Source organism: Burkholderia sp. BCC1047, from assembly GCF_902833155.1.
Lineage (GTDB): Bacteria > Pseudomonadota > Gammaproteobacteria > Burkholderiales > Burkholderiaceae > Burkholderia > Burkholderia sola.
On sequence record NZ_CADFEH010000026.1, the window covers coordinates 42,667 to 59,538 of the forward strand.

Below are 16,872 nucleotides of genomic sequence, written 5' to 3' on the forward strand. Positions count from 1 at the left end.
TGGCTGCCCCCACCCGGAGCGGGGGCCGTAAAAAAAGCATCTGCCGGGCATTCTATCGAACCCCGGCAGACGGGTCGCCGCCGCGCGGGCGCGGGGCGGCGATGGCGACGTCACGCGCTCTTGCGGTTGAGCGCGCGAAAGCCGATGTCGCGGCGGTACTGCATGCCTTCGAAATTGATCTGGTTGATCGTGTCGTACGCATGCTGCTGCGCTTCGCGCACCGAATCGGCGAGGCCGACCACGCACAGCACGCGGCCGCCGGACGTCACGAGCTTGTCGCCGTCGTTGAGCGTCGTGCCCGCATGGAACGTCACGGCCTGTTCGGTTTCGGCCGGGATCCCGTTGATGCGGTCGCCCTTGCGCGGCGCGTCCGGGTAACCGTGCGCGGCCAGCACGACGCCGAGCGCGGTGCGGCGATCCCAGTCGAGCTCGACCGTGTCGAGCGTGCCCGCGATCGCCTGCTCGACGACCTTCGAGAAATCGCTCTTCAGGCGCGCCATGATCGGCTGCGTTTCCGGGTCGCCCATCCGGCAGTTGAACTCGAGCGTGCGCGGATTGCCGTCCTTGTCGATCATCAGGCCCGCATACAGGAAGCCCGTGAAGCGGATGCCGTCCTTCTCCATCCCGCGCACGGTCGGCATGATGATCTCGCGCATCACGCGGGCGTGCATCTGCGGCGTGACGATCGGCGCGGGCGAATACGCGCCCATGCCGCCGGTGTTCGGGCCGCGATCTTCGTCGAGCAGGCGCTTGTGGTCCTGGCTGGACGCCAGCGCCAGCGCGTGCTTGCCGTCGACCATCACGATGAAGCTCGCTTCCTCGCCATCGAGGAATTCCTCGATCACGACGCGCGCGCCGGCATCGCCGAGCTTGTTGCCCGACAGCATCATGTCGACGGCCGCATGGGCCTCTTCGAGCGTCGTCGCGACGACGACGCCCTTGCCGGCCGCGAGGCCGTCGGCCTTCACGACGATCGGCGCACCCTTCGCGTCGATGTACGCGTGGGCGGCGGCCGCGTCGGCGAAGGTTTCGTAGTCGGCCGTCGGAATGTTGTGGCGCTTCATGAACGCCTTCGCGAAATCCTTCGAGCTTTCGAGCTGCGCGGCTTCGCGGGTCGGGCCGAACACCTTCAGGCCGCGGGCGCGGAACAGGTTGACGATGCCGGCCGCGAGCGGTGCTTCCGGCCCGACGAGCGTGAACGCGACGCCTTCGCGTTCCGCGAAATCGGCGAGTTCGTCGAGCGCCGTGATGTCGACGTTCTTCAGACGCTCGTCCTGCGCCGTGCCGCCATTGCCCGGCGCGACGTAGACCATCTGGACGCGCGGCGACTGCGCGAGCTTCCACGCCAGCGCATGTTCGCGGCCGCCGGAACCGACGACGAGTAGTTTCATGGGATTCCCCGCAGACTAGAAAACAGGGCGGCCGGCACGCTCAGGCGCGCCGGCCGCGAAATCGGTCGGGCCGCCGCCGCAACGCTGCGCACGGCGGCCGGCATCTCATTCCTCGACGATGACGGCGTTCGTATACACGTCCTGCACGTCGTCGAGGTTCTCGAGCGCGTCCAGCAGCTTCTGCATCTTCGCCGCGTCGTCGCCGGTGAATTCGACTTCGTTCTGCGGCTTCATCGTCACTTCGGCGAGTTCGGCCTTGAAGCCCGCGGCTTCGAGCGCGTCCTTCACCGCCGAGAATGCCTGCCAGTCGCACAGCACTTCGATCGAGCCGTCGTCGTTCGTGTTCACGTCGTTCGCGCCGGCTTCGAGCGCGGCTTCCATCAGCGCGTCTTCCGACGTGCCGGGCGCGAACAGGAACTGGCCGACGTGATCGAACATGAACGCGACCGAGCCGTCGGTGCCCATGTTGCCGCCGAACTTCGAGAACGCGTGGCGCACTTCCGCGACCGTGCGGGTGCGGTTGTCGGTCAGCGTGTCGACGATGATCGCCGCGCCGCTGATGCCGTAGCCTTCGTAACGGATCTCTTCGTAGTTCGCGCCGTCCGCGCCGCCGACGCCGCGATCGATCGCGCGCTTGACGTTGTCCTTCGGCATGTTCGCGTCGGCTGCCTTGTCGACCGCGAGACGCAGGCGCGGGTTCGAGTTGACGTCGCCGCCGCCGAGGCGCGCCGCCACCTGGATTTCCTTGATCAGGCGGGTCCAGATCTTGCCGCGCTTCGCGTCGGCCGCAGCCTTCTTATGCTTGATGTTGGCCCATTTCGAATGACCAGCCATACCTTTCTCCGTGCCCGGGCGCGCAGCGCGGGCGATTGTTGCAATGTGTCGTTGAATCGGCGGCCGTGTCGGCGGGCATGAAGCCGCGGGGCCGCGCGTGTCGAGTGGATCGTGATTTTATCACGCGGCGACCGCCGGTTCGGGGCCGCCGCGCATGGCCGAACGGCCAGGGCGGCCGTCGCGGCGCGCCGGGCCGCGCGGCACGGCGGCGCCGGCCGCTCGGTTCCGTCAGTTCTTGGTGCCGAACAGGCGGTCGCCGGCGTCGCCCAGGCCCGGCACGATGTACGCGTGCTCGTTCAGGTGCGAGTCGAGCGACGCGACGAACAGCTTCACGTCCGGGTGCGCGTCCTGGAACACCTGCACGCCCTCGGGCGCGGCGACCAGCGCGACGAACATGATGTTCGCGGCCGGCACGTTGCGGCGCTTGAGCACGTCGACCGCATGCACGGCCGAATAGCCGGTCGCGACCATCGGGTCGCACAGGATGAAGATGCGGTCTTCCAGGTCCGGCAGGCGCACCAGGTATTCGACCGGGCGGTGGTCTTCGGCGCGGTACACGCCGATGTGACCGACGCGCGCGGACGGCACCAGGTCGAGCAGGCCGTCCGACATCCCGATGCCCGCGCGCAGCACGGGCACGATCGCGAGCTTCTTGCCGGCGATCACCGGCGCGTCGACCGCGACCAGCGGGGTTTCGACCCGCTTGGTCGTGATCGGCAGGTTGCGGGTGATCTCATAGCCCATCAGCAGCGTGATCTCGCGCAGCAGTTCGCGGAACGTGCGCGTGGACGTGTCCTTGTCGCGCATGTGCGTGAGCTTGTGCTGGATCAGCGGGTGATCGGTGATGAAGAGGTTCGGGAAACGACTGTCCTGTTTCATGACGGGGTGCCTTGGCGGCAAAAGGGGATCGGGGGCGGCGGCGGGCGCGAGGCCGGCCGTCGCTCATGGCCGCAATTTTACCAAGGCGCGCCGCGCGATCCGGATATTATCGACGTCTCACGACAATCCGCGTGCCGCGCACGCCCGTTCGCCCGCCCGCCGGCGGCCGCGCGGGGCCGCGCCGGCACGCGCGCCACCAGGGAAGCGACGATGGATCTCGGCATTGAAGGAAAGACCGCGCTCGTGTGCGCAGCCAGCAAGGGTCTCGGGCGCGGCTGCGCGGAAGCGCTGGCCGCCGAGGGCGTGAACCTCGTGATCGTCGCGCGCACGCGCGACACGCTGGAGGAAACCGCGGAAGAGATCCGCGCCGGCGCGAACGTGTCGGTCACGGCGGTCGCGTGCGACATCACGACGCCGGACGGCCGCGCGGCCGCGCTCGCCGCGTGCCCGCAGCCGGACATTCTCGTGACGAATGCCGGCGGCCCGCCGCCCGGCGACTTCCGCGACTTCTCCCACGACGACTGGATCCGCGCGCTCGAGGCGAACATGCTGACGCCGATCGAGCTGATCCGCGCGACCGTCGACGGGATGATCGGCCGCGGCTTCGGCCGGATCGTCAACATCACGAGTTCGGCCGTGAAGGCGCCGATCGACGTGCTCGCGCTGTCGAACGGCGCGCGCTCGGGGCTGACCGGCTTCGTCGCGGGGCTGTCGCGCAAGGTCGCGGGGCAGGGCGTGACGATCAACAACCTGCTGCCGGGGCTGTTCGACACCGACCGGATCGCGACGACGCTCGCCGCGTCGGCGAAGGCGCAGGGCGTGTCGGTCGACGAGATGCGCGCGCGGCGCACGAAGGACATCCCGGCCGGGCGACTCGGCACGCGCGCCGAATTCGGCGCGGCCTGCGCGTTCCTGTGCAGCGTGCATGCCGGCTACATCACCGGGCAGAACTGGCTGCTCGACGGCGGCGCGTATCCGGGTACGTTCTGACCCGCGCTTTTCGATTCACGACGACAACAAACCGAACGACAAAGGAGACGGAGATGAGCAAACCCCGCATCGCATTGATTGCGCACGACGCGAAGAAGGACGAGATCGTCGCGCTCGCGGGCCAGTATCGCGAGACGCTCGCGCAATGCCGGCTGGTGGCGACGGGCACGACGGGCGGCCGGATCGCCGCCGCGCACGGGCTCGAGGTCGAGCGCAAGCTGTCGGGGCCGCTCGGCGGCGACCTGCAGATCGGCGCGGAACTGGCCGACGGCCGCGTCGACATCGTCGTGTTCCTGCGCGACCCGATGACCGCGCAGCCGCACGACCCCGACATTACCGCGCTGGTGCGCGCGTGCGACGTGCACGACGTGCCGGTCGCGACCAACGTCGCGACCGCGCGGATGCTGCTCGACGATCTGGCGCGGAACATGCAGGACGTTTGCTAGGCAGTTGTTGAAGAGCGCCGCGCTTTAGCGGTCGGGGGCTTCGTTCAAGAAGTTGTCGTATGCGATCGACCGCGGAGTGTCGGACGGATCGTGCCGAATGCTTCGCTGGCGAGCGCGCTTGCGCGTTCGGCGAAGCCGTCGGCTGGCTGACTACGGCGTCGACCAACGCACGTGCCTCCGCGCGCGAGGGCCTCGATTACGGTGAATGGCTCGTTCCGTTGAACGATAGAAGGGATTCGATTCCTTGTAGCAGTTCGGGCAAGAAGGACTGATCCAGCCCGCAATGCCCCGTGACGCATGCTCCATCGGGAAGGGTTGGCTGAAAGCGCCAGTCTCCTACGATTGCCCCTCGGTCGAGCATTCGTAATGTCAGTTCAAACTCCGGCTCGACGCTGGTTAAATCCGCACGTTGTCCGGATTGAAGCTGCGTTTGCATGGATTGAATCTGTTGCCGAAATTGTCGCAACTCGTTGGGCATCACACTCCATTGCCCGTCCGCCTGAATGCCCGGTACCGTCAATTGGATTCGTACATCGATCCATTCAAGATACGGGCCTCCCGGTTCCTCGCGTCGCGCGGCAACGGGCTCCATTTGAAGTCGAAAGCCATCTGTGTCAATGATCAGCATGTGTCAAGCAGCATCGATCATGAATGAAAGTGCGGACAGTGATGCAAATTGCCTCTTCAGCGCCAAACGCCATCTTCGAGACGTTACGATCAGTTCGCCAGCCTACCTGCTAGCTTAAGCGAGAGGCTATGTCGGCGTTTCAGGGGTACTGTTAACCGCAGGGGTGGTTTTGTCTCAAGACATGGGTGACCACGCCTGCCGCACTTGCCTTCAGTGCGTCCGTAGGCAGTTCGCGAAGCGCGGCGAGCACTTCCGAATCGATTTCTCCCGGTTTGACGCGCCCGGTGTCGCACCAGTCCTTGCCCTCGGTCGCATCGGCTACTCCGGCGAGATACCCGGCCATCGCGTGGCGCTCGGCGTCGGCGTACGGACTGCTGTCGGAACGGCTCACGCCGTCGAGCAAACGGGCGCCGTCGACGCGCGGTACCGGATCTGCGATTGCACTGCCGATATTTGCCGACAACGACGCGACAACAAACATGTTCCGGATAAGAGGGCGGCTCATTGCGTGTGCTTGGCGAATTGGGCAACGGGCAAAATAGCACGGTCGTCGTCTCGTCAATGAGTACGGCGAGAGCCGGAGTTGCCGGGCCGATCGGCGTCGATGGTCCTCGACGGCGCCGAGTGTGCCGACGTGGCATGGGAGATTCCTTGCGCAACGGGCGCAACGCGAAAGCTCGCGGGTCGGCCCCGTCCGGTCGTCGCGGACGGAACGGAGCGCCGCACAACCGGAGGGCCAGGATTGGAACGTGAAGAAGTGTGACGAACGTCGTTGATTGCGCGATCGACATGACCACGCGCGGAGCGATTCGCCCGATACCGTGCCGTCCCGCGGCTTGCACGCCCATGCCATCCCTTTCCCGCGAAAACCCTACCAATGTGAAGGGATTGCAACGACGCGCTGCGTGACCGCGCACGACGCGCGAGAATCCTCCGCTACGACCCGTGTTCACACGCATCGCCGCAGCGGCAATGTCGATGCATTCGCCGAACCGGATTTCCAGATTCCAGACAGAAGAGGAGCAAAACGATGCCGAAAGCAATCCGATACGACCAGCCGGGCGGCCCGGACGTGATGAAGTGGGTCGATGTCGACGTCGGCGCGCCGAAGGCGGGCGAAGTCCGCATCCGGCAACACGCGGTCGGGCTCAACTACATCGACGTGTATTTCCGCACGGGCCTGTATCCGCAGTCGCTGCCCGGCGGCCTCGGGATGGAGGCGGCGGGCGAGGTGACGGCCGTCGGCGACGGCGTGACCGCGTTCAAGGCCGGCGACCGCGTCGCGTATGTCGGTCAGCCGCCCGGCGCCTATGCGCAGGAACGCGTGATGCCGGCCGAGCGCGTCGTCAAGCTGCCGGACGGGATCAGCTACGACGCCGCCGCGTCGGTGATGCTGCAGGGCCTGACCGCGCACTACCTGCTGCGCCGCACGTACCCGGTGAAGGCCGGCGACACGATCCTGATCCACGCGGCGGCCGGCGGCGTCGGGCTGCTCGTGTGCCAGTGGGCGAAGGCGCTCGGCGCGACCGTGATCGGCACGGTTGGCTCCGACGAGAAGGCCGAACTCGCGAAGGCGCACGGCTGCGATCACCCGATCGTCTACACGCGCGAGAACTTCACGCAGCGCGTGAAGGCCATCACGAACGGCGCGGGCGTGCCGGTCGTCTACGATTCGATCGGCAAGGATACCTACGTCGGCTCGCTCGACAGCCTCGCGCCGCTCGGCTACTTCGTCAGCTTCGGCAACGCGTCGGGCCCGCTGCCGCCGATCGACTCGAAGGAATTCTCGTCGCGCGGCTCGCTGTTCTTCACGCGCCCGACGCTGTTCTCGTATATCGCGAAGCGCGCCGATCTCGACGCCGCGGCCGCCGAATTGTTCGACGTGATTCTGTCGGGCAAGGTGAAGACGAGCATCAACCAGCGCTATCCGCTCGCCGAAGTCGGCCGCGCGCATGCCGATCTCGAAGCACGCAAGACCACCGGCTCGACGATTCTCGTTCCCTGACCCGTCCCCCGTGCCGGCGCGACGCCGGCACGCGCCTGTTGCGGGCGGCGCTGCGGCGCCGCCCGTCCCGCCTCGATTTGCGCCGGTCCCGCCGCACGCGTTTACGCGTTTTTTATATCCGCCCCGATAGCTTTGACCCGCCCTTTACGCGCGTTCCCATAAGGTTCTAGTCGTCCGATTTCGACGACGGAGAACAAAAAATGGATGGGGTTTTCATCGGCGCACTGGTGCTCTTCACCGCGCTGATCCTCGGTTTGCTTGCCGGTTGCGACAAGCTCGTGCAATACGGTCGCGGGGGGCGCGCATGACCTGGATGCTTTGGCTGGCGGGCGCCTCGACGGCCCTGCTGTTCGCGTATCTCGTCTTTGCGCTGCTGCGCGCGGAGGACATCGAATGAACGCGAACAACCTGTTGCAGACGCTGCTGTTCATCGTCGTGCTGCTCGCGGCGGCCGTGCCGGTCGCGCGCTACCTGAGCGCGGTGATGGATGGCAGTTCGCGCGTCGTGCGCGTGTTCGGCCCGCTCGAACGCGCGCTGTACCGCGTCGCCGGCGTCGACGCCGGCACCGAGATGAACTGGAAGCAGTATGCGATCGCGACGATCGCGTTCAACGCGCTCGGCGTGCTGTTCCTCTACGGGCTGTTACGCCTGCAGGGCTTCCTGCCCGGCAACCCGCAGCAGTTCGGCGCGATGACGCCCGACGGCGCGTTCAACACGGCCGTCAGCTTCGTCGCGAACACGAACTGGCAGGACTACACGCCCGAGCAGACCGTCAGCTATCTGTCGCAGATGCTCGGCCTGACGGTGCAGAACTTCCTGTCGGCGGCGACCGGCATCGTCGTCGTGATCGCGCTGATCCGCGGCTTCGCACGCCACACCGCGCAGACGATCGGGAACTTCTGGGTCGACCTCACGCGCGTGACGCTGTACGTGCTCGTGCCGATGGCGGCGCTCGTCGCCGCGCTGCTGATGAGCCAGGGCGTGCTGCAGAACATGAAGGCGTACCAGGACGTGCCGGTGCTGCAGGCGAGCACCTACGCGGCGCCGAAGCTCGACGCGCAGGGCAGCCCGGTGAAGGACGACAAGGGCAACGCGGTCACGGTGCCGACTCCGCTGACGAAGCAGACGCTCGCGATGGGCCCGGTCGCCTCCCAGGAAGCGATCAAGATGCTCGGCACCAACGGCGGCGGCTTCTTCAACGCGAACTCCGCGCACCCGTTCGAAAATCCCACGCCGTTCGCGAACTTTCTGCAGATCTTCTCGATCCTGATCATCCCGGCCGCGCTGTGTCTCGTGTTCGGCCGGATGATCGGCGACCGTCGACAGGGCATCGCAGTGCTCGCGGCGATGACGGTCGCGTTCGCGGTCGCGACCGGCGTCGAGGTGAGCGCCGAGCAGGCCGGCAACCCGACGCTCGCGGCGCTGCACGTCGACCAGTCGGCCGGCGCGCTGCAGCCGGGCGGCAACATGGAAGGCAAGGAAACCCGCTTCGGGATCGCACAGACCGGCATCTTCACGGTCGCGACGACGGCCGCGTCGTGCGGCGCGGTGGACGCGATGCACGATTCGCTGACGCCGGTCGGCGGCCTCGTGCCGATGCTGCTGATGCAGCTCGGCGAGGTGGTCTTCGGCGGCGTCGGCTCCGGCCTCTACGGGATGCTCGTGTTCGCGCTGCTCGCGGTGTTCGTCGCCGGCCTGATGATCGGCCGCACGCCGGAATACGTCGGCAAGAAGATCGAGTCGTACGAGATGAAGATGGTGTCGATCGTCGTGCTGCTCACGCCGCTGCTCGTGCTGGTCGGCACGTCGATCGCGGTGTTGGCGGACGCGGGCAAGGCCGGCATCTCGAACCCGGGCCCGCACGGCTTCTCGGAAATCCTCTATGCGTTCAGTTCGGCCGCGAACAACAACGGCAGCGCGTTCGCGGGCCTGACGGTCGGCACGCCGTTCTACAACTGGATGACCGCGATCGCGATGTGGTTCGGCCGCTTCGGCACGATCGTGCCGGTGCTGGCGATCGCCGGTTCCCTCGCCGCGAAGAAGCGCATCGCGGTGACGAGCGGCACGCTGCCGACGCACGGCCCGCTGTTCGTCGTGCTGCTGCTCGGCACCGTGCTGCTGGTGGGCGCGCTGACCTACGTGCCGGCGCTCGCGCTCGGCCCGGGCGTCGAGCACCTGATGATGTGGCTGGGCGCGTGACGCGCGCCCGCATCGCGACACACTGAAAAGACTGAAGAGCTTGAAGAGATCGCAATGACTCAACATTCCGCAACACGGTCCATGTTCGATCCGGCGCTGCTGCGCCCGGCGATCGTGGATTCGTTCAAGAAACTCACGCCGCGCACGCAGTTCCGCAACCCGGTGATGTTCTGCGTGTACGTCGGCAGCATCCTGACCACGATCCTGTGGATCGCGGCGCTCTCGGGCCAGGCCGAGGCGCCCGCGGGCTTCATTCTCGCGATCGCGCTGTGGCTGTGGTTCACGGTGCTGTTCGCGAACTTCGCCGAAGCGCTCGCCGAAGGGCGCTCGAAGGCGCAGGCCGCGTCGCTGCGCAGCGCGAAGAAGGACGTGATGGCGAAGAAGCTCAACGAGCCGCATCCGAAGTCGCCGATCCGCATCACGACCGCGTCCGACCTGCGCAAAGGCGACGTCGTGCTGGTCGAGACCGGCGACGTGATCCCGGCCGACGGTGAAGTCGTCGACGGCGTCGCATCGGTCGACGAATCGGCGATCACCGGCGAATCCGCGCCGGTGATCCGCGAATCGGGCGGCGACTTCTCGTCGGTGACGGGCGGCACGCGCGTGCTGTCCGACTGGATCGTCGTCAAGGTCACGGCGAACCCCGGCGAGGCGTTCCTCGACCGGATGATCGCGATGGTCGAAGGCGCGAAGCGCAAGAAGACGCCGAACGAGGTCGCGCTGACGATCCTGCTCGTCGCGCTGACGATCGTGATGCTGCTCGCGACCGCGACGCTGCTGCCGTTCTCGATGTTCTCGGTCGAAGCGATGAAGGCCGGCCACGTGGTGACGATCACCGCGCTCGTCGCGCTGCTCGTATGCCTGATTCCGACGACGATCGGCGGGCTGCTGTCCGCGATCGGCGTGGCCGGGATGAGCCGGATGATGCAGGCGAACGTGATCGCGACGTCGGGTCGCGCGGTCGAAGCGGCCGGCGACGTCGACGTGCTGCTGCTCGACAAGACCGGCACGATCACGCTCGGCAACCGTCAGGCGTCGACGTTCGTGCCGGCGCCGGGCGTGACCGAGGAAGCGCTGGCCGATGCCGCGCAACTGTCGTCGCTCGCCGACGAAACGCCGGAAGGCCGCAGCATCGTCGTGCTCGCGAAGGAGCGCTTCAACATTCGCCAGCGCGACATGGCGCAACTGCATGCGACGTTCCTCGGCTTTTCCGCGCAGACGCGGATGAGCGGCGTCGATCTGCCCGGCCGCGAGATCCGCAAGGGCGCGGCCGACGCGATCCGCCGCTACGTCGAAACCCACGGCAGCCGCTTCCCCGAAGAAGTGCGCCGCGCGGTCGACGACGTCGCACGCCGCGGCAGCACGCCGCTCGTCGTGGCCGACCTGCAGGACGGCGCGGCGCGCGTGCTCGGCGTGATCGAGCTGAAGGACATCGTGAAGGGCGGCATCAAGGAGCGCTTCGCGGAGCTGCGCAAGATGGGCATCAAGACCGTGATGGTGACGGGCGACAACCGGCTGACGGCCGCGGCGATCGCGGCGGAAGCGGGCGTCGACGATTTCCTCGCGGAAGCGACGCCGGAAACCAAGCTCGCGACGATCCGCGAGCACCAGGCGGCCGGGCGTCTCGTTGCGATGACGGGCGACGGCACCAACGACGCACCGGCGCTCGCGCAGGCCGACGTGGCGGTCGCGATGAACACCGGCACGCAGGCGGCGAAGGAAGCCGGCAACATGGTCGACCTCGACTCGAACCCGACGAAGCTGATCGAGATCGTCGAGATCGGCAAGCAGATGCTGATGACGCGCGGTTCGCTCACGACGTTCTCGATCGCGAACGACATCGCGAAATACTTCGCGATCATCCCGGCCGCATTCGTGACGACCTATCCGCAACTGCGCGTGCTCGACATCATGCATCTGACGTCGCCGGCGTCGGCCATTCTGTCCGCGGTGATCTTCAACGCGCTGATCATCGTCGCGCTGATTCCGCTCGCGCTGAAGGGCGTGACCTATCGGCCGCTCGGCGCCGCGTCGCTGCTGCGCCGCAACCTGCTGGTCTACGGCCTCGGCGGCGTGCTGCTGCCGTTCCCGTTCATCAAGCTGATCGACATGACGCTCGCCGCGCTCGGCTGGGCCTGAGCCGGCCGTCCTTGAAGGAACCATCATGAAATCGTTGATTCGCCCGCTCGTCGTGCTGTTCGTCATCCTGACCGCCGTGACGGGGCTCGCTTACCCGGCCGTGATGACCGTGTTCGGTCAGGCCGTGTTCCCGTCGCAGGCCAACGGCAGCCTGATCGAGCAGAACGGCAAGGTCGTCGGCTCCGCGCTGATCGGCCAGTCGTTCGACGCGCCGAAGTATTTCTGGGGCCGGCTGTCGGCCACCGCGCCGATGCCGTACAACGCGGCCGGCTCCGGCGGCTCGAACTTCGGCCCGCTGAACCCGTCGCTCGCCGACCAGGTGAAGGCGCGCATCGCCGCGCTGCGCGAGGCGGGCACCGACCTGTCGAAGCCGGTGCCGGTCGACCTCGTGACGGCGTCGGCGAGCGGCCTCGATCCGGAGATCACGCCGGCCGCGGCCGCGTACCAGGTCGAGCGCGTCGCGAAGGCGCGCAACCTGGCGCCGGACGCGGTCGCGCAACTCGTCGCCGCGAACACGGCGGGCCGCCAGTTCGGCGTGCTCGGCGAGCCGCGCGTGAACGTGCTGAAGCTGAACCTCGCGCTCGACGCGGCGCAGGCCGCGCACTGAGCGTGCGGGCGTGCGGGCTCCCCGGCGCGGCTGGCTGCGCGCCGGGCCCGACTTCGTTTCGACGGCGCGCGCGCCGTCTTTGCCTTTTGCGGCGATTTGGAACCACAATGGCTGTATCTCGCGCGCCATCCGGCGCGTCGCCCTTCTGACGCATGAACCGCCCCGATCCCGACCAACTCCTCGACAAGCTGCAGCGCGATGAAGAAAAGCAGCGGCGCGGCCAGCTCAAGATCTTCTTCGGCGCGTCCGCCGGCGTCGGCAAGACCTACGCGATGCTGCAGGCCGCGCGTCAGCGCCGGCAGGAAGGCGTCGACGTCGTCGTCGGCATCGTCGAGACCCACGGCCGCAGTGAAACCGCCGCGCTGCTCGACGGCCTCGACGTGCTGCCGCCGGCTCGCATCGACTATCGCGGCCGCACGCTCGCCGAATTCGATCTCGACGGCGCGCTCGCGCGTGCGCCGCAACTGATCCTCGTCGACGAGCTCGCGCATTCGAACGTGCAGGGCGCTCGGCACCTGAAGCGCTGGCAGGACGTCTACGAGCTGCTCGACGCGGGCATCGACGTGTATACGACCGTCAACGTCCAGCACCTCGAAAGCCTGAACGACGTGGTCGGCGCGATCACCGGCATCCGCGTGTGGGAGACCGTGCCCGACCGCGTGTTCGACGCGGCCGACGAAGTCACGCTCGTCGACCTGCCGGCCGAGGAATTGCTCGAGCGGATGCGCGACGGCAAGGTGTATCTCGCGCAGCAGGCCGAGCGCGCGGTGCGCAACTTCTTCCGCAAGGGCAACCTGATCGCGCTGCGCGAGCTCGCGCTGCGGCGCACGGCCGATCGCGTCGACGCGCAGATGCGCGAGTACCGCGCAGACCGTTCGATCCAGCGCATCTGGCAGGCGCGCGAGCGGCTGCTCGTGTGCGTCGGCCCGGGCGCCGAAGCGCCGACGCTCGTGCGCGCGGCGGCGCGGCTCGCCGCGAGCCTGAAGGCCGACTGGATCGCCGTCTACGTCGAGACGCCGCGCCTGCAGCGGCTGCCCGACGCGCGGCGGCAGCGCACGCTCGACGCGCTGAAGCTCGCGGCCGAGCTCGGCGCGGAGACGGTCACGCTCGCCGGGCCCGACGCGGTCGCCGCGCTGATCGGCTATGCGAAGGTGCGCAACGTATCGAAGCTCGTCGCGGGCGGCTCGCCGAAGGTCGGGCTCGCGCGCCGCTTCGCGCGGCCGTTCGGCGAGCAGTTGGCGGAGCGCGCGGGCGACGTCGACCTGATGCTGATCCGTGCGTCCGCGAGCGACGAGACGCGCGCCGCGCCGCTCGACGCGCGGGCGCGCGACTGGCGCGACGCGTTCGCGCAGTTCGGCACGCACCGTTCGCCGCCGCGCCACTACGCGTATGCGGCCGCGATCTGCGCGGCGATCACCGTCGTCGCGAGCGTCGTGTCCGGGCGGCTCGACCTCACGAACCTCGTGATGCTGTACCTGCTCGGCGTGGTGTTCTCGGCGGTGCGGCTCGGCCGCGGCCCGGGCGTGCTGCAGTCGTTCCTGTCGGTGGCCGCGTTCGATTTCTTCTTCGTGCCGCCGCGCATGTCGTTCTCGGTCAGCGACACGCAATACCTGCTGACCTTCTTCGGGATGCTGCTGACGTCGCTCGTGATCAGCCACCTGACGTCGACGCTCACGCGCCAGGCGAGCGTCGCGCAGCGCCGCGAGCGCCGCACCGGCGCGATCTACGCGATGGCGCGCGAGCTCGGCGCGGCGCTGACGACCGAGCAGATCGTCGAGATCGGCAGCCGTCACGTGGGCGAGGTGTTCCGCGCGCGCGTCGCGTTCCTGCTGCCCGACAGCGCGGACCAGGTGCGGCAGAAGATCGAGGAGCCCGACGCGGCCGTCACGCTGACGGGCGCGGAGCTCGACAGCGACGTCGGCCAGTGGGTGTACGACCAGCAGAAGCCGGCCGGGCGCGGCACCGATACGTTGCCGGCGACGGCCGCGCTGTACCTGCCGCTGAAGGCGCCGATGCGCACGCGCGGCGTGCTCGCGGTCGCGTCGCGCGAGCCGCGCGAGCTCGAGGTTCCCGAGCAGCAGCGAATGCTCGACGCATTCGCCGCGCAGATCGCGCTCGCGCTCGAACGCGTGCACTACGTCGAGATCGCGCGCGACGCGCTCGTCAACATGGAATCCGAGCGGCTGCGCAACTCGCTGCTGTCGGCGATCTCGCACGACCTGCGCACGCCGCTCACGACGATCGTCGGCTTCTCGTCGATGCTCGCGAACGGGCGCGCGGCCGCGCAGGCCGGCGACGCCGCGGCGGCCGGGCGGCTCGCGCAGCGCGAGGGCGAACTCGTCGACGCGATTCACGACGAGGCGCTGCGCATGACGGGCATCGTCACGAACCTGCTCGACATGGCGCGGCTGCAGGCCGGCAGCCTGCAGCTCAAGCGCCAGTGGTCGCTGCTCGAGGAAACCGTCGGCGCCGCGCTCGCCGCGTGCCGGCGCGTGCTCGCGCGCCATCCCGCGCACGTCGCGCTGCCGGCCGACCTGCCGCTGCTGCAGATGGACGCGGTACTGATGGAGCGGCTGTTCACCAACCTGTTCGAGAACGCGGCGAAGTACACGCCGCCCGATACGTCGCTCGACATCGGCGCGGAGCGCGTGACCGACGACGGCCATCCTTTCGTGCGCGTGCACGTCGACGATCACGGCCCGGGCCTGCCGGCCGGGATGGAAGTGCGCATCTTCGACAAGTTCACGCGCGGCGAGAAGGAATCGGCGACGCCGGGCATCGGGCTCGGCCTCGCGATCTGCCGCGCGATCGTCGAGGCGCACGGCGGTAAAATCGGCGCGCTCAACCGCACCGCGCCCGACGGCCGCGTGACGGGCGCGCGTTTCTGGTTCACGCTGCCGGTCGACACGCCGCCGGCGGCACCCGCCGTGCCCGACGACGAATCCGACCTGCCGGACGCATCGCCCCCATCCGAGTCATTGCCCGACCATGAGTGAACCCACCCTGACCGTCGTCCTGATCGAGGACGAAAAGCAGATCCGCCGCTTCGTGCGCGCCGCGCTCGAGGAGGAGGACATCGCGGTGTTCGAAGCCGAGACGGGCAAGCAGGGGCTGATCGACGCGGCGACGCGCAAGCCCGACCTCGTGATCGTCGATCTCGGCCTGCCCGACACCGACGGCCTCGACGTGATCCGTGAACTGCGCGGCTGGTCCGAGGTGCCGGTGATCGTGCTGTCCGCGCGCACGCAGGAAGAGGAGAAGGTGGCCGCGCTCGACGCGGGCGCCGACGACTACCTGACCAAGCCGTTCGGCGTGTCCGAACTGCGCGCGCGGATTCGCGCGCAACTGCGCCGGCGCAACCAGGGCGGCGCGAACGAGTCGCCGAAGGTGACCTTCGGCGGCGTGACCGTCGATCTCGCGCTGCGCCAGGTGTGGCGCGACGACGCGATCGTGCACCTGACGCCGCTCGAATACCGGCTGCTCGCGACGCTCGTGCGCCACGCGGGGCGCGTGCTCACGCACCGGCAACTGCTGCGCGACGTGTGGGGCCCGTCGCACGTCGAGAGCCATCATTACCTGCGCATCTACATGGCGCATCTGCGCCAGAAGCTCGAGGCCGATCCCGCGCAGCCCGAGCACATCGTCACCGAGACGGGCGTCGGCTATCGGCTCGTCGGCGCCGTGTGACGGACGGGGCGCGGCCAAGCATGCGGCCGCGGCGTCGCGCCCCGGCAGGGTTGCGCCGGCGCGACAGCCTCGCGATGGGCGTCGGCCTTGCACACCGGCTGCGCAATCCCCGCTATCCTGACCGTTCCGCGAACCAAATCGAGGAGCGTGCAATGTCCGTCCGTCTGGTCGTCATCTGTGCGCTGGCGCTCGCTGCGCCCGGCGCGTTCGCCCAGCCGCTGCCGCCCGGGCAGCCGCCCGCGCAGCACCCGCCCGCGCAGGCGGCGCTGGCCAATCCCGCGTCGGTCAACTGCGAGAAGCTCGGCGGTCGCCACGTAATCCGCAACCTGTCGAGCGGGCAGGTCGGCATGTGCGTGTTCAAGGACGGCCGCGTGTGCGAGGAATGGGCGCTGTACCGCGACGACCGCTGCGTCGGCGGCGGCGCGCCGAAGCGCGTGGCGAACTGACCGCGTCCGGCCGGTCGCGCCCCGTATCGGCCGCCGTCGTGCCCGGCCGCCGGCAGGCCTGTAAGCCGCTTGTTATACTCGGCGCCGCCCGGGGACGACCCCGGGTCATTCGCTTCAACGGGGACGGCCCCATCCGATACGGAGTACGTCGAGATGGCGTGGGTATGGTTGTTGATCGCCGGTTTGCTGGAAGTGGCCTGAGCGGCCGGCTTGAAATCGTCGGACGGCTTCACGAAACTCGGTCCGTCGGTGTTCACGATCGTGACGGCGCTGGCCAGCTTCGGGCTGCTCGCGGTCGCGATGCGCCAGTTGCCGCTCGGCACCGCGTACGCGGTGTGGACGGGCATCGGCGCGGTCGGCGCGTTCGTGTTCGGCATCGTGATGCTGGGCGAGGCGCTGACCGTCGCCCGCGTCGCCAGTGCGGCGCTGATCGTCGCGGGGCTGGTCGGCCTGAAATTGTCGTCGGCCGCCTGACGACGGACTCCGCGGCGCGCATGCGCCCGCGCGCCGCCCCGCACTGCGGAATTGCGCCGGTCGCCCGTCCAGCCTGTCTATAATGGAATGTATTCGGGCCTGAATCCCGTCGTGCTGCGCGCGGCACGCGGTGCCGGTCGCCACGCG

Annotated in this window: 16 protein-coding genes; 11 read left to right on the forward strand and 5 right to left on the reverse strand. The window is 68.5% G+C overall.

The features are described 5' to 3' along the window. Positions 1-110 precede the first annotated feature (110 nt). The 3 genes from purD to upp all read right to left on the reverse strand — a co-directional run bounded on the left by purD (position 111) and on the right by upp (position 3,104). On the reverse strand, positions 111-1,391 hold the full coding sequence (purD, locus tag HWX55_RS24500) for a phosphoribosylamine--glycine ligase (RefSeq protein WP_175977621.1): 1,281 nt from the start codon (positions 1,389-1,391) through the stop codon (positions 111-113). Positions 1,392-1,496: 105 nt separating this feature from the next. Next, positions 1,497-2,225, reverse strand: coding sequence for a YebC/PmpR family DNA-binding transcriptional regulator (locus HWX55_RS24505; RefSeq protein ID WP_006478227.1), 729 nt, complete (start codon positions 2,223-2,225; stop codon positions 1,497-1,499). Positions 2,226-2,453: 228 nt separating this feature from the next. Next, a complete protein-coding gene (gene upp / locus HWX55_RS24510; RefSeq protein ID WP_006478229.1) occupies positions 2,454-3,104 on the reverse strand; it encodes a uracil phosphoribosyltransferase in 651 nt (216 codons plus the stop codon). Positions 3,105-3,314: 210 nt separating this feature from the next. On the opposite strand from upp, the gene HWX55_RS24515 reads away from it, so the two are divergent. Next, positions 3,315-4,094: an SDR family oxidoreductase gene (locus HWX55_RS24515; protein WP_050016403.1), complete on the forward strand. Its 780-nt coding sequence runs from the start codon at positions 3,315-3,317 to the stop codon at positions 4,092-4,094. A 53-nt stretch (positions 4,095-4,147) separates the two neighbouring features. After that, entirely contained in the window at positions 4,148-4,540 is a 393-nt protein-coding gene (locus HWX55_RS24520; RefSeq protein ID WP_006478230.1) for a methylglyoxal synthase, read from the forward strand. Positions 4,541-4,736: 196 nt separating this feature from the next. On the opposite strand, the gene HWX55_RS24525 is transcribed toward HWX55_RS24520, so the two are convergent. Beyond that, a complete protein-coding gene (locus tag HWX55_RS24525) occupies positions 4,737-5,168 on the reverse strand; it encodes a hypothetical protein (protein WP_175977622.1) in 432 nt (143 codons plus the stop codon). Between the two features lie 151 nt (positions 5,169-5,319). Then, positions 5,320-5,673: a Rap1a/Tai family immunity protein gene (locus HWX55_RS24530; RefSeq protein ID WP_175977623.1), complete on the reverse strand. Its 354-nt coding sequence runs from the start codon at positions 5,671-5,673 to the stop codon at positions 5,320-5,322. Between the two features lie 525 nt (positions 5,674-6,198). Here HWX55_RS24530 and HWX55_RS24535 point away from each other — a divergent pair. The 9 genes from HWX55_RS24535 to HWX55_RS24575 all read left to right on the forward strand — a co-directional run bounded on the left by HWX55_RS24535 (position 6,199) and on the right by HWX55_RS24575 (position 16,725). After that, positions 6,199-7,173: a quinone oxidoreductase gene (locus tag HWX55_RS24535; RefSeq protein WP_175977624.1), complete on the forward strand. Its 975-nt coding sequence runs from the start codon at positions 6,199-6,201 to the stop codon at positions 7,171-7,173. A gap of 304 nt (positions 7,174-7,477) precedes the next feature. After that, on the forward strand, positions 7,478-7,570 hold the full coding sequence (gene kdpF, locus HWX55_RS24540) for a K(+)-transporting ATPase subunit F (protein ID WP_006752209.1): 93 nt from the start codon (positions 7,478-7,480) through the stop codon (positions 7,568-7,570). Then, entirely contained in the window at positions 7,567-9,372 is a 1,806-nt protein-coding gene (gene kdpA / locus HWX55_RS24545) for a potassium-transporting ATPase subunit KdpA (protein WP_124554850.1), read from the forward strand. Before kdpF ends, kdpA begins: the two co-directional genes overlap by 4 nt. Positions 9,373-9,426: 54 nt before the next feature. Next, complete coding sequence (gene kdpB, locus HWX55_RS24550; protein ID WP_050016412.1) at positions 9,427-11,511, forward strand: potassium-transporting ATPase subunit KdpB; 2,085 nt, start codon at positions 9,427-9,429, stop codon at positions 11,509-11,511. Between the two features lie 25 nt (positions 11,512-11,536). Further along, positions 11,537-12,118, forward strand: a complete 582-nt coding sequence (kdpC, locus tag HWX55_RS24555) for a potassium-transporting ATPase subunit KdpC (protein WP_175977625.1) — start codon at positions 11,537-11,539, stop codon at positions 12,116-12,118. A gap of 152 nt (positions 12,119-12,270) precedes the next feature. Then, positions 12,271-15,114: a DUF4118 domain-containing protein gene (locus HWX55_RS24560; protein ID WP_175977626.1), complete on the forward strand. Its 2,844-nt coding sequence runs from the start codon at positions 12,271-12,273 to the stop codon at positions 15,112-15,114. Further along, entirely contained in the window at positions 15,107-15,805 is a 699-nt protein-coding gene (gene kdpE, locus HWX55_RS24565; protein ID WP_175977627.1) for a two-component system response regulator KdpE, read from the forward strand. The genes HWX55_RS24560 and kdpE overlap by 8 nt, the downstream gene beginning before the upstream one ends. A 152-nt stretch (positions 15,806-15,957) precedes the next feature. Then, positions 15,958-16,251: a DUF333 domain-containing protein gene (locus HWX55_RS24570; protein WP_175977628.1), complete on the forward strand. Its 294-nt coding sequence runs from the start codon at positions 15,958-15,960 to the stop codon at positions 16,249-16,251. Positions 16,252-16,461: 210 nt separating this feature from the next. Then, positions 16,462-16,725: an SMR family transporter gene (locus tag HWX55_RS24575; protein ID WP_244140638.1), complete on the forward strand. Its 264-nt coding sequence runs from the start codon at positions 16,462-16,464 to the stop codon at positions 16,723-16,725. Positions 16,726-16,872: the final 147 nt, after the last annotated feature.